The organism is Bordetella genomosp. 10 (assembly GCF_002261225.1).
Classification (GTDB): Bacteria; Pseudomonadota; Gammaproteobacteria; order Burkholderiales; family Burkholderiaceae_B; genus Bordetella_C.
In genome coordinates this window covers 1,396,959-1,410,012 of record NZ_NEVM01000002.1, presented here as the reverse complement: position 1 = coordinate 1,410,012, position 13,054 = coordinate 1,396,959, and the positions used below count along the sequence as shown (strand labels likewise).

Sequence of the window (13,054 nt, the reverse complement as noted above, 5' to 3'; positions counted from 1 at the left end):
GATCTACGCGCTGCGCTATGCCCGCATGCCGCGCCGGCGGCGCGACAACTTTCTCGGCGGCGATCCGCACGAAGGGCCCATGCCCATGGATTTCTTCGTCTGGCTGTTGCGCGCGCCGGGCCACGTGGCGCTGGTGGATACCGGCTTCAGCGCGGCCACGGCGGCGCGCCGGCGCCGCGAATGGATGCGCTGTCCCATCGAGGCCCTGGGTGCGCTGGGCGTCAGCCCGGAAGACGTCGACGACGTGGTGGTGACCCATCTGCACTACGACCACGCCGGCAACCTGGACAAGTTGCCGCGCGCCCGCTTCCACGTGCAGGACGGCGAGATGGACTACGCCACGGGGCGCTGCATGTGCCACGAACCGCTGCGCCACGCCTACGAGGTGGAGGACGTCGTCACGCTGCTGCGGCGGGTCTACGAGGACCGCGTGGTTTTCCACGACGGCGACGGCGCGATCACGCCCGGATTGCAGTTGCTGAAGATAGGCGGCCACACCAAGGGCCTGCAGTCCCTGCGCGTGCGCACGCGGCGGGGCTGGGTGGTGCTGGCGTCGGACGCCAGTCACTACTACGAGAACATGGCGCATGCGCGGCCATTTCCCATCGTCTACAACACCGCCGACATGCTGGCGGGCTATGGGCGCCTGCGCGCGGCGGCCGACAGCGAGGAACACATCGTTCCCGGGCATGATCCGGTCGTGATGGAAATCTATCCGGCGGTCGATGGGCTGACGGATATCGTGGCCTTGCACGAGCCGCCCCGGGCGAGGGCATAGCCGTCGGCGGCCGCGCGGGGCGGCCGGCAGGCGCGGCGCCGGGGGACCAGCCCGGTCCCGCGCCGCCGCGCCTGTCCCTTACAACACCGCGATGCGCTTCCGCTCGATCAGCTCGAAATCGATGTTGGCGCCCAGTCCCGGGCCTTGCGGCGCGTGGACATAGCCGTCGGCGTCGGGCTCGATGTCCTCGGCCATGCCGTACTTCTGCGCGCCGCCGGGCAGCAGCACCTCGAAGTACTCCGTGTTCTTCAAGGCCATGGCGACGTGCAACTGCGCCAGGTTGTTGAGCGAGTTGCCGCCGTGATGGATTTCGTAGTTCATGCGGAAGGCTTCGGCCAGGTGCGCCGTCTTCAGCATATTGGTGATGCCGCCCTTGTTCGGCACGTCGCCGCGCAGGAAATCGGTGGCGCTCTGCTGGATCCACGGGACGTAGGAATCCAGGCCGGCGGCCGGCGCTTCGGTGGCCATGATGGGAATGTGCAACTGCTGCTTCAGCTTCACGTAGTTGTACAGGTCCGAATCCTGCAATGGATCTTCGTACCAGTAATAGTTGAGATCCTCGATCGCGCGCCCCACGCGCACGGCTTCCGGATATTGGTAGGCCCAGGCGGCGTCCAGCATCAGCAGGTAGTCGTCGCCCACCGCGCGCCGCACGGCCTGGCACACGCGGATGTCCTCCTGCCAGGGATGCGGCGGATGGATCTTGTAGGCGGCCCAGTTCCGGGACTGGTAGAGCAGGGCTTCCTCTGCGTATTCCTCGGCCGAATCGAGAATCATCGAGCTGGCGTAGGCCTTGATCTTGTCGCGGAAACCGCCGATCAGGCGGTGGATGGGCAGGCCCGCCGCCTTGCCCGCGATGTCCCACAGCGCGACGTCGCAGGCGCCGATGGTGCGCACGTTGGACGTGCGCACGCGGCGCCACATGGCCTGGAACAGGCGTTCGCGGTCCAGCGGGTCCTGGCCCATGAGGATGGGCTTGAGGTACTTGACGATGTTGGCGCCGTCCATGTCGGCCGGCCAATAGGCGGAGCCCAGGAAGGAATGCCCGGTGATGCCGTCGTCGGTCTGGATCGCCAGCAGCCCCAGCTTGCTGGAACCGGCGAACTTGCCGGTATGCGCCGCGTAGCTGGTCGGCGGGATGTCGTCCCAGGAGAACAGGGTGAGGGTGACGTTGTCGATTTTCATCCCGTCGGCCCTCAGGGTTTCTCGGTGTAAAGGCGCATGCCTTGCTGCACGCCGGCGCGCGCGGCCATGCGCTCGCCCCAGGCGGCCAGCGCGGGGAAGTCGCCCGGCGGCAGCAGGTCGCGGCGCAAGGCGTAATTGGGATAGAGCATGAAGTCGGCGAAGCTGAGCGGGCCGGCCAGGTATTCACGGCCCTGCAACTGCTTTTCGGCGATGCCGAAATAGCGCAGGAAACGCTTGCGGAACAATTCGATGGTGCTGGGCACCTTCTCCGGGGCCACGTTCTCCACCTGGTTCATGGCGGCGCTGGTGCCGGCGATGTCGCTGGCGGCCTGCATGCACCATTGCATGGCGCGGAAGTAGTCGGCGGGATCGGCGGGAACGTGGCGGCCGGCCTTCTGGCAGGCGTAAAGCACGATGGCGCCGGATTGCGCCAGCGTCAGCGGCTGGCCGCCGGGACCGTCGGGATCGACGATGGCGGGGATCTGGCTGGCCGGGTTCACGCGCAGGTATTCCGGCGCCTTATGGGCGCCGGCGCCCACGTCTATCGGGATGACCCGATGGGGCAGGCCGGATTCGGCCAGGGCGATGGTGGCGCGCAAGCCGTTGGTGGTGCGCCAGGCGTAGACATCTATCATCGATCGTTTCTCCGGGTTTGACGAAAGGGGTTCCTGCGTCGCCTTTCCTGTGCCACGTTACTCCACGTGCACCTTGGCGGACTTGATCAAGGCGGCCCAGTCCGTGGATTCCTTGTCCAGCCATTGCTTGTAGGCGTCGGCCGACTGGTCCACCGGGGCCACCATCATCTTGCGCAGCGTGGCCTGCATGTCCGGCTCGCGCATCAGGGCGACGACGGCGGCGTTCATGGCGGCGACGGTCTTGGGCGGCGTATTGGGCGGCGCGAACAGCCCTTGCGAGATCATGGAGGTGAAGCCGGGCACGCCGGATTCGCTGATGGTGGGCACGTCGGGCGCGTCGGCCGAACGTTCGGGCGTGGCGATGGCCAGCGCGCGCAGCTTGCCGGCGTGCAGCAGCTCCAGCACCGAGGGCAGGCCGGTGAAGACCATGTCGAGATGGCCGCCGGCGGTGTCGGTGATGGCCGGTCCGCTGCCCTTGTACGGCACGTGCACCAGCTTGATGTTGGCGGCCTGCATCAGCTTCTCGGCAGTCAGGTGCGTGATGCTGCCCGTGCCGGCCGAGCCGATGGTCAATGTGCCGGGCGATTTGCGCGCGGCCGCGAGCACGTCCTGGAAGGTCTTGAAGCGGGAGTTGGCGGCCACCACCAGCACGTTGCCGAACATCGCCAGGTTGGCCACGGGGATCAGGTCGCTGCGCTTGTACTGCAGCTTGGGATAGAGCGCAGGGATGATGGTGTAGACGGCGGAATCGGCCACCAGCAGCATCTTGTCCTCGGGCCGGGAGCGCACCACGGTTTCCGTGCCGATGATGCCGCCCGCGCCCGCGCGGTTCTCTACGATGACGTTTTCATTGAGCGCCTTGCCCAGGCCGGGCGCCACCAGGCGGGCGAAGAGGTCGGAGCCGCCGCCCGGATTGAAGGGCACGACGATACGGATGGGATTGCCTACCTGCGCCTGCGCGGCGGGGACCGCCAGGGTAGTCAGGGCGGCGAGTCCGAGCGCCGCGCAACTGGCGCGCAACAGTTTGTTCAACATCGATTGTCTCCTGGGTTTTTATGGGCACTGCGTTATTGGTACTGCGTATCGGCACTGCAAACTGGCACTGCGAAAGGGGCTTGCCCCGCGGCGGATTGCGCTCGTCTCCGTGAATAGGATTTTTGGGTAAATTACATTATTGTTAAGTTGTAAGGCAACTAGTGTTTGCACTTCCGCTCGCACTTTCTTCCGCGCCGCGGAGCGGGCGATATACTGGCCGCCGAAAAAAACTCCGCCGCGCGGCCCAGGCCGCCTGCCATGAAAAAAGCTCGCAACCTTTCTCCCCGGCCAGCCGCGGCGCCGGACGCCGCGCGCGCCGCCGACGCCCCCCGTGCGACCGAAGGCCTTCGTACCCCCGAACGGCCGCCGCGCCTTGCCGACCAGCTCTACGATCAACTGCTGCGGCAGATCACCCAGGGCAAATATCCCGAGGAAAGCCGCCTGCCTTCCGAGTTCGAACTGTGCGCGGCCTTCGGCGTGTCCCGGCCCGTGGTGCGCGAGGCGCTGTTCCGCCTGCAGACCGACGGCATCGTCGTCTCGCAACGCGGCGCCGGCTCGTATGTGCGGCATCGGCCCAGCCCCGAACTGGTCAGGCTGGCGCCCATCGGCGGCCTGGCCGAACTGGTGCGCTGCATGGAACTGCGCCGCGCCATCGAAGGCGATGCCGCCTACATGGCGGCCCTGCGCCGCAACGACGACGACCTGGCCGCCATGGAATCCGCGCTCGCCGACATGCAGCGCGCGCTGGACAACCGCCAGGTCGGCAACGAAGCGGATTTCCGTTTCCACCAGGCCGTCGCGCTGGCCTGTCGCAACGATCTCTTCGTCACCGCGCTGCAATCCCTGGCCACGCAGATCTTCGACTACATGCGGGTCATGCGCAGCCTGGCGCTGGCCAGCGAGGCCAGCCGCGGACGCCAGGTGCAGCGGGAACACGAACGTATCTTTCTCGCCATCAGGAACGAACAGGCCGACGAGGCGCGCGACGCGATGCGCGAACATATCAACAATTCGCGCATGCGCACGCTGGACGAAACGTTCGCGCCGTGATTTCCGTCACCGCGGCGTTAATCGATTGCATTCCGCGTTTAACTAAGCCCATTACGCTTTTAACCGCGCCTTAATGGCGTTCATGGGAACCGGGATAATCAAAAGTCCACGTGGATTACGCATCGTTACTCAGGGGAAATTCAGCGAAATTTCTGCGCCTGATTTTCCTCATCTGTTAGAAAAGAGTTAACATTCCCACGCGATCGATTAATGAATTGCCGATTGCGTCGTAGTTATTTTTGCTTTTTTTTTGCGGTCAGCCCCATGACTTGGCCGCTTGCTGATCTGTCATTCGTGCAGTAGTTGGGCAAGGCATAGCTGCGGTGCAGGGTGGGGACATGGGCATAGACCCATGTGCAGTTCCGGAAACGATCTCGCGTTTTTTCTCAAATCATCAGGGTCCTGATGCGAGGCGATACCGTGTTGCCGACTCGCGTCAGTGTCCTGGACACTAGCGAAGACATCCATGTCCAATGACGATCAAGAGCCGCGACGCAAGTTTTTGCGCCAGGTGATTTCCATCGTTCCAGCGTCGACGCTGGCGACGGGCGCGGCGCTCACGCAAACGGCCTGTAGCAGCGGCACGTCGACCCCGACGGCCGCCGCCCCCAGCAGCAACGCCCCCTACGACCCCCGTTATTTCACCGCGGACGAGTGGAAATTCCTCCACGCCGCGGTCGACCGCCTGATCCCCGCCGACGAGCTGGGACCCGGCGCGGTGGCCGCGCAGGTTCCGGTCTTCCTCGACAAGCAGATGGAACTGCCTTACGGCCACGGCAAGCTGTGGTACATGCAAGGGCCTTTCCATACGGACCAGCCGCCGGAAATGGGCTACCAGTTGAGCCTGGCGCCGCGCGACATCTATCGCCTCGGCATCGCGGCCTGCGATGCCTATTGCAAGAAGCAATACAACAAGATCTTCGCCGATCTGGATCACGCCACGCAGGAAACGGTGTTGAGCGATATGGAGCACAACAAGGTCAAGTTCGACCAGGTGCCCGCCAACACCTTCTTCAGCTATCTGCTGAAGAACACCAAGGAAGGCTTCCTTTCCGATCCCATCCACGGCGGCAACGCCGACATGGTGGGCTGGAAGCTGATGGGCTTCCCTGGTGCCCGTGCCGACTTCGCCGACTGGGCCACCCGCCCCGGCGAAAAGTACCCGTACGGGCCTGTTTCGATCTCCGGACGCCGAGGTTAATTCATGGCAATCAAAAAAGATAAAGTCGACGTCGTCATCATCGGCCTCGGCTGGACGGGGTCCATCCTCGCGCAGGAACTGACCAGCGAAGGCCTGAACGTGGTCGCGCTGGAGCGCGGCGCGATGCGCGACACCCCGACCGACGCGCAATATCCCAAGGTCATCGACGAACTGGAGTACGTCTCGCGCGGCAAGCTGTTCCAGGAGCTGGCCAAGGAGACCGTCACCATCCGCCACAGCCCCAACGACCTGGCCGTGCCTTACCGCCAGAACGGTTCCTTCCTGCTGGGCAACGGCGTGGGCGGCGCGGGCTTCCACTGGAACGGCATGCACTACCGCATGCTGCCGGAGGAACTGCAGTTGCGTTCGCACTACGAGGAACGCTACGGCAAGAAGTTCATCCCGGAAAACATGACCATCCAGGATTTCGGCGTCACCTACGACGAAATGGAAGAGCATTTCGACAAGGGCGAATACCTGATGGGCACGTCCGGCAAGGCCGGCAACCTGAACGGCAAGATCGTCGAAGGCGGCAACCCCCTGGAAGGCCCGCGCAAGCGCGACTATCCGAATCCGCCCCTGGTCAATACGCTGGGCGCCCAGTTGTTCGAAAAGGCGGCGAAGGAAGTCGGCTTCCATCCGTATCCGGCGCCCGCGGCGAACGCCTCGCAGCCGTACACCAACTTCTACGGCGTGCGTCTCGGCCCCTGTAATTTCTGCGGTTTCTGCGAAGACTTCGGCTGCTACATGTACTCGAAGGCGTCGCCGCAGACCACCATCCTGCCGGTGCTGCTGAAGAAGGAAAACTTCGAGGTCCGCCCGCATTCCCAGGTGGTGCGCATCAACCTGGACTCGGACAAGAAGAAGGCCACCGGCGTGACCTACATCGACGCCCAGGGCCGCGAAACCGAACAGCCCGCGGATCTCGTGATCTCGGCGGCCTACCAGATGCACAACGTGCGCCTGCTGCTGCTGTCGGGCATCGGCAAGCCCTACGATCCCAAGACGGGCGAGGGCGTGGTCGGCAAGAACTACGCGTACCAGATGAACGGCGCCATCAACGTGATGCTGCCCAAGGGCACCACGCTGAACCCCTTCATCGGCACGGGCGCCGGCGGCGTCGGCATGGACGACCTCAACGGCGGGCAGTTCGACCACGGCAAGCTCGGCTTCCTGGGCGGCGCCAGCATCCGCCACGTGCGCTACGGCGGCCGTCCCATCAACCAGACGCCGACGCCGCCGGGCACGCCCGGCTGGGGCAGCAAGTGGAAGGCCGGCGTGGCCGACGCCTACCAGCGCTACATGACGATCGGCATTTCCGGTTCGGTGATGTCGTACCGCGACGCCTACCTGGACCTGGATCCCACGTACAAGGACGTGCACGGCCTGCCGCTGCTGCGCATGACCTTCGACTGGCATGACAACGAATACGACATGCTCGGCTACCTGGGCGACCGCATGGAAGAAGTGGGCAAGGCGATGAAGCCGGAGAAGGTCATCCGCGCCATCCGCAAGAAGGGCCAGCACTACGACACCCGCGTCTATCAGTCGACCCACACGACCGGCGGCGCCATCATGGGCACCAACCCGTCGAACAGCGTGGTCAACAAGTACCTGCAAAGCTGGGATGTTTCCAACCTGTTCGTGCTGGGCGCCTCGGCGTTCCCGCAGAACATGGGCTACAACCCCACGGGCGCCGTGGTGGCCTTGGCCTACCACGCCGTGAAGGCGATCAAGGAGCAATACCTGAAGTCGCCCGGTCCGCTGGTGCAGGCTTGAGAAGGGGAATCGACATGCTGAATCGTTACGCTCTCGCGACCCTCGTCCTGGCCGGCGCCACCGCCGCCACCGCGGCCTGGAGCCAATCGCCGGCGCAGCCCGCCGCGTCCCAGGCCCCGGCCGCTTCCTCGGAAGATCAACAGCTCATCGCGCGCGGCGCCTACCTGGCCAAGCTGGGCGATTGCGTCGCCTGCCACACGGCGGAGAAAGGCAAGCCTTTCGCCGGCGGCCTGGGCTTCGACACCCCGGTGGGCAAGATCTATTCGACCAACATCACGCCGGACAAGGACACCGGCATCGGCAGCTTCACGCTGGAAGACTTCGACAACGCCGTGCGTCATGGCATCGGCAAGGACGGGTCGACGCTGTATCCCGCCATGCCGTATCCGAACTACGCCAAGATCCGCCCGTCGGACGTCAAGGCCTTGTACGCGTACTTCATGCACGGCGTGCAGCCGGTGTCGCAGGCCAACAAGGACTCCGACATCACCTGGCCGCTGTCCATGCGCTGGCCGCTGTCGATCTGGCGCCACGTGTATGCGCCCGACGTGGCGACCGACGACGCCCCGGCCGACAAGGACGCGGTGGTGCGCGGCAAGTACCTGGTCGAAGGGCTGGGCCACTGCTCGGCCTGCCACACGCCGCGCGGCGTGGGCTACCAGGAAAAGGCGCTGTCGGATGACGACACCGCCTTCCTGTCGGGCGGCGTCATCGACAACTACCTGGCCAAGAACCTGCGCGGCGACATCACCGACGGCCTGGGCAAGTGGACGGAAGCCGATATCGTCGCGTTCCTCAAGAGCGGCCGCAACGACCATACGGCCGCCTTCGGCGGGATGTCCGACGTGGTCGAGCACAGCCTGCAGTACGCCAGCGACGAGGACCTGACGGCCATCGCCAAGTACCTGAAGACGCTCAAGCCCGTCGATGCCAACGCCAAGGCGCTGGCCTACGACGACGCCACGTCCAAGGCCCTGGTCGCCGGTTCCGACCGCAGCAACGGCGCGCTGACCTTCGTGGACAACTGCATGGCCTGCCACCGTTCGACGGGCAAGGGCTACGCGCAGACCTTCCCGGTGCTGGCGCAGAACTCGGCGGTCAATTCAGCCGATCCGACGTCCTTGATCTCCATCGTCCTGCGCGGCGGCGAGATGCCGTCGACCACGGCCGCGCCCACGCACTACGGCATGCCCGCCTTCGACGATCGCCTGACCAACCAGGACATCGCCGACGTGCTGACCTTCGTGCGTTCGAGCTGGGGCAACAAGGCGTCGGCGGTCACCGTCGACCAGGTCGCCAAGATCCGCAAGGATTCGGGCGCCGCGCCAGAACCCAAGCGCTGAGGTGACGCGGCGGGGCAGCCGGCCTTCCGGGCCGGTTGTCCTTTCCGCTCCGTACGCGTGTAGATAGAAAAAAACCCTTGGGGGTAATGCCCCAAGGGTTTTTTGCATGGCCGCCCGGTTCGTGCGGGATTGCGATGCGCGCCCTCAACCCTCAGCCCGCCGCGGTCAACGCGGCATAGGTGTTCTTCACCATGGCTTCCAGGGTCGGCAGCAGCTTGGCCGCCAGGTCTTCGCGGTAGCCGTAGGGCTCGGTCTCGTCCATGTACACGCATTGCGCCATTTCGAGCTGCACGGCGTGCACATTGTCTTGCGGACGGCCGTAGTGGCGGGTGATGTGGCCGCCCTTGAAGCGATCGTCGATGACCCAGGTGTAGGGGCCCGAGGCGGCCGCCGCCATGGCGGCTTCGCGCAGCGCCGGCGCGCAGGCCGCGCCGCTGAAGGTGCCGATGTTCAGGTCGGGCAGGCGGCCCTCGAACAGGTAGGGCAGTTCGCTGGCGATGGAATGCGCCTCCCACATCAGCACGCGGCCATGCTGCTGGCGCACGCGCTGGAGTTCGGCGGCCAGGGTGTCGTGATACGGCTGCCAGTAGTCGCGCACGCGCTGCGCGGTTTCCGCGGCGTCGGGGACGTCCTCGGGGTCCAGGTAGACGGGCTCGCCGTGGAAGGTCGCCACCGGGCACAGCGTGGTGGTGGTCTGTCCGGGGTAGAGCGCGGCGCCGTCGCTGGGCCGGTTCACGTCGATCACGTAGCGCGAGTAGTTGGCGCGAACCATCGACGCGCCCATCTGCCGCGCGAAATCGTACAGGCGCGACAGGTGCCAGTCGGTGTCGGCCAGCTTGCGCGCGGCGGGCGTCATGCGGCGCGCGTATTCCTCGGGCAGGTATTCGCCGCCGTGCGGGATGGAGATGAGCAGCGGAATGCTGCCTTGTTCGAGACTGACGATGGGCAAGGTCATGGCTGGTGCTCGCTGGAAAGAGGGTGTCGGGGTGGTTGGAGGTGCGCGTCCGCGTTGTCGAGTCCGGCCCGTTCGGCCAGCACCTGGCCGAGGGTGCGGACGCCGGCCGCGAAGTCCGCCATCTCCATGGCTTCGTCCGGGTTGTGGCTGCCGTTGGCGTTGCGCACGAACAGCATCGCCGAGGGCACGCCCTGGTTGGCGAACATGGCGCTGTCGTGCCCGGCGCCGCTGGGCATGTCGCGCACGCTGGCGCCCGCCGCGGCCGCGGCGTTATGCAAGGCCTGGCGCAGGGACGGGTCCATGGTCGCCGGCCGGCTGCCGGAGACCGGTCCCCATTCGAAGCTTACGCCTTGCGCGTCGGCGATGGCGAGGGCGGTTTCATGCAGGCGCTCGTCCATCAGGCGCAGCGTGTCGGTGTTGCGCGAACGGATGTCGACCGTGAAGGACACCTGGCCGGGCACCTTGCTGAAATCCGCCTGCTTGGGATCGGTATAGACCTGGCCGAAGGTCAGCGTCAGTTCGTGGCCGTCGTTTTCCAGCTCGGCCCAGGTGTCCTGCAGCCGGTCGATCAGCGCGGCCAGGGCGACCACGGCGTCGGCGCGATGGCCGCGCGGCGTGGCGCCGGAATGCGCGTAGCGTCCCAGCACGCGCGCCTCGCGGTAACGGTGGCTGCCGCAGACGCCGGTCACCACCCCCAGCGCCTGGCCGCCGCCGATCAGCACCGGCCCTTGTTCGATGTGCAGTTCGACGAAGCAGTCCAGCCCGGCCGCCTGCAAGGCGGGCACGCCGGCCGCCACGAGCTCGGGCTGGCCGCCGCAGTCGCGCATGTGGTCGCCCAGGGAACGCCGCGTGTCGGCGCGCGGGCTTTGCAGGGCCTGCGCGTCGAGCAGGCCGAAGGCAGCCTTGCTGCCGACGTAGGAGACGGGGAACCAGGCGCTTTCCTCGGCGCGTATGCCCATGACGACGACGTCGCGCTGCGGGGTCAGGCCGGCGCGCACCCAGCCGGCGAGCACCGCCAGACCGGCCACCACGCCTGCCGCGCCGTCGTAGTTGCCGCCGCGCGGCACCGAGTCCAGGTGGGAGCCGGTCATCACGACGGGCAGGTCGCGGCGCCGGCCGGGCAGCGTCAGGTAGAGATTGAGCGCGGCGTCGCGGCGCGTTTCCAGCCCGAGCTGGCGCGCGCAGTCCTCCATGGTTTCATGGGCCGCCTGCTCGCCGGGGCCGTAGCTGTCTCGGGTAATGCCCACGCCGTCGTGGCTGCGGGCGCGCAGGCGCTCGAACAGGCGTTCGGCGAGGGGGATGTCGGGTTCCATCATGATCGCGGACGGCATCAGGCCGTCTTGGGGGAAGTGGCGGAGGGCGGGGCGGGGGCCGGCACCGGCGCCGCGGCGTGCGCCGGCGCATCGCCCGCCGCGTCGAGGTCCGCATCGGCGGCGATGGCGGCGACGGCGGCCGCCGGGTCCCAATCGCGGCCGGGCATGGCCGCGATGAGCTGTCGGGTGTAGGGATCCTGGGGGTCGCCGAAGATGCGCGCGGGCGGCCCTTGCTCCACCACGCGGCCGCGGTGCATCACCAGCAGGTGGTCGCAGATCTGCGCCGCCACGCGCAGGTCGTGGGTGATGAAGATCAGGGCCAGTTGCAGGCGCTGCTGCACGTCCTGCAGCAGCTTCAGCACCTGGGCCTGGACGGATACGTCCAGGGCGGACACCGATTCGTCGGCGACGATCAGTTGCGGCTCCATGGCCAGGGCGCGCGCGATGCCGATGCGCTGGCGCTGGCCGCCGGAGAATTCGACCGGATAGCGGTCGAAGGCGGACGCGTCCAACTCCACGAGCTTGAGCAGTTCGCGCGCGCGCTGCTCGGCCTGCGCGCGCGGCACGCCGTTGGCCAGCGGCCCGTCGCAGAGGATGCGGCCCACCGTCTGGCGCGGGTTCAGGGAAGCGAAGGGATCCTGGAAGATCATCTGGATCTTGCAGCGCTGCGGGCGGAACTGGGTTTCCGACAGCGGCGCGATGTCCTGGCCGTCGAACAGCATCTGGCCGCCGTCGATGTCCAGCAGCTTGAGCAGGCATTTGCCGATGGTCGACTTGCCCGAGCCCGACTCGCCGACGATGCCCAGGGTCTGACCCCGTCCCACGCGGAAGCTGACGTCGTTGACCGCGTGGACCACGCGCTTCTTCTGGAACAGCCCGCCGCCGGCGGCGTAGATCTTGTTCAGGTTCTTCACTTCCAGCACCGGGCGCGGGCCGGCCGTGCGGCGCTCTTCCTCCGAGGCATGCTGGCTGGGCACGGCGGCGATCAGGCGGCGGGTATAGGGATGGCTGGGGTGGTTCAGCACCTGCGACGCCGGGCCTTCCTCGACCAGCACGCCTTTCTCCATGACCGCCACGCGATCGGCGATTTCGGCGACCACGCCGAAATCATGGGTGACGAACATCACGCCCATGCCTTTCTCGCGCTGGATGCGGGCGATGAGGGCCAGGATCTGCGCCTGGGTGGTGACGTCCAGCGCGGTGGTGGGTTCGTCGGCGATCAGCAGGCGCGGCTCCAGCGCCAGCGCCATGGCGATCATCACCCGCTGGCGCTGGCCGCCGGACAGGCGGAAGGGCCAGGCATGGCGCAGGGTGGCGGGCTCGGGCAGGCCGACGAATTCCAGCAGTTCGAGCACGCGCTTCTCGCGCGATTCGGCGTTGCCGACGCCGTGCACGCGCATGACTTCGTCGATCTGGTCGCCGACCGTCTGCAGCGGATTCAGCGCGGACAGGGGCTCCTGGAAGATCATGGCCATCTCGCGGCCGCGCATGCCGCGCAGGGTGTCCTCGTCCAGTTGGAGCAGGTCGCGGCCGTCGAACAGGATGCGGCCGCCCTGCGGGCGCAGGTAGTCCGGCAGCAGGCCCATGATGGCGTTGGCGCTCATCGATTTGCCGGAACCGGACTCGCCGACGATGCACAGGATCTCGCCGGCGCGGATGTCGAAGGAGATGTCGCGGACGGCGTGCGGGCGGTCGCCCCCGGCGGGCAGGGCGATGGTGAGGTCGCGGATGGAAAGCAGCGGCGCGGCGTCTTTCATGGGGGTGGGCGTGGCGTCGGTCA

11 protein-coding genes are annotated in these 13,054 nt (G+C 66.7%); 5 read left to right on the top strand and 6 right to left on the bottom strand.

The features are described from left to right. Positions 1–25 precede the first annotated feature (25 nt). Positions 26–778: an N-acyl homoserine lactonase family protein gene (locus CAL29_RS15360; RefSeq protein WP_094854111.1), complete on the top strand. Its 753-nt coding sequence runs from the start codon at positions 26–28 to the stop codon at positions 776–778. 78 nt (positions 779–856) lie between these two features. On the opposite strand, the gene CAL29_RS15355 is transcribed toward CAL29_RS15360, so the two are convergent. Genes CAL29_RS15355 through CAL29_RS15345 form a run of 3 tightly spaced genes read right to left on the bottom strand, consistent with a single transcriptional unit; the run spans position 857 to position 3,633 of the window. Further along, a complete protein-coding gene (locus tag CAL29_RS15355) occupies positions 857–1,963 on the bottom strand; it encodes an enolase C-terminal domain-like protein (protein ID WP_094853843.1) in 1,107 nt (368 codons plus the stop codon). Between the two features lie 11 nt (positions 1,964–1,974). Then, positions 1,975–2,598 (bottom strand): glutathione S-transferase family protein, encoded by a 624-nt coding sequence (locus CAL29_RS15350; protein WP_094853842.1) that lies wholly within the window; start codon positions 2,596–2,598, stop codon positions 1,975–1,977. Between the two features lie 57 nt (positions 2,599–2,655). After that, positions 2,656–3,633, bottom strand: coding sequence for a Bug family tripartite tricarboxylate transporter substrate binding protein (locus tag CAL29_RS15345; protein WP_094853841.1), 978 nt, complete (start codon positions 3,631–3,633; stop codon positions 2,656–2,658). 258 nt (positions 3,634–3,891) lie between these two features. On the opposite strand from CAL29_RS15345, the gene CAL29_RS15340 reads away from it, so the two are divergent. From CAL29_RS15340 to CAL29_RS15325, 4 genes are all read left to right on the top strand, one after another. Next, positions 3,892–4,683: a FadR/GntR family transcriptional regulator gene (locus CAL29_RS15340; protein ID WP_143277675.1), complete on the top strand. Its 792-nt coding sequence runs from the start codon at positions 3,892–3,894 to the stop codon at positions 4,681–4,683. A 466-nt stretch (positions 4,684–5,149) separates the two neighbouring features. Further along, positions 5,150–5,884, top strand: a complete 735-nt coding sequence (locus CAL29_RS15335) for a gluconate 2-dehydrogenase subunit 3 family protein (RefSeq protein WP_094853839.1) — start codon at positions 5,150–5,152, stop codon at positions 5,882–5,884. 3 nt (positions 5,885–5,887) lie between these two features. Then, positions 5,888–7,663 (top strand): GMC family oxidoreductase, encoded by a 1,776-nt coding sequence (locus CAL29_RS15330; protein WP_094853838.1) that lies wholly within the window; start codon positions 5,888–5,890, stop codon positions 7,661–7,663. A gap of 14 nt (positions 7,664–7,677) precedes the next feature. Continuing rightward, positions 7,678–9,006, top strand: a complete 1,329-nt coding sequence (locus CAL29_RS15325; protein ID WP_094853837.1) for a c-type cytochrome — start codon at positions 7,678–7,680, stop codon at positions 9,004–9,006. A 151-nt stretch (positions 9,007–9,157) separates the two neighbouring features. On the opposite strand, the gene hutG is transcribed toward CAL29_RS15325, so the two are convergent. Genes hutG through CAL29_RS15310 form a run of 3 tightly spaced genes read right to left on the bottom strand, consistent with a single transcriptional unit; the run spans position 9,158 to position 13,031 of the window. Continuing rightward, positions 9,158–9,961 carry an N-formylglutamate deformylase gene (hutG, locus tag CAL29_RS15320; protein WP_094853836.1) on the bottom strand — a complete coding sequence of 268 codons (804 nt, stop codon included), beginning with the start codon at positions 9,959–9,961 and terminating at the stop codon, positions 9,158–9,160. Continuing rightward, entirely contained in the window at positions 9,958–11,277 is a 1,320-nt protein-coding gene (locus CAL29_RS15315; RefSeq protein ID WP_256977478.1) for a Zn-dependent hydrolase, read from the bottom strand. Before CAL29_RS15315 ends, hutG begins: the two co-directional genes overlap by 4 nt. Positions 11,278–11,291: 14 nt before the next feature. Beyond that, a complete protein-coding gene (locus tag CAL29_RS15310; RefSeq protein WP_094854109.1) occupies positions 11,292–13,031 on the bottom strand; it encodes an ABC transporter ATP-binding protein in 1,740 nt (579 codons plus the stop codon). Positions 13,032–13,054: the final 23 nt, after the last annotated feature.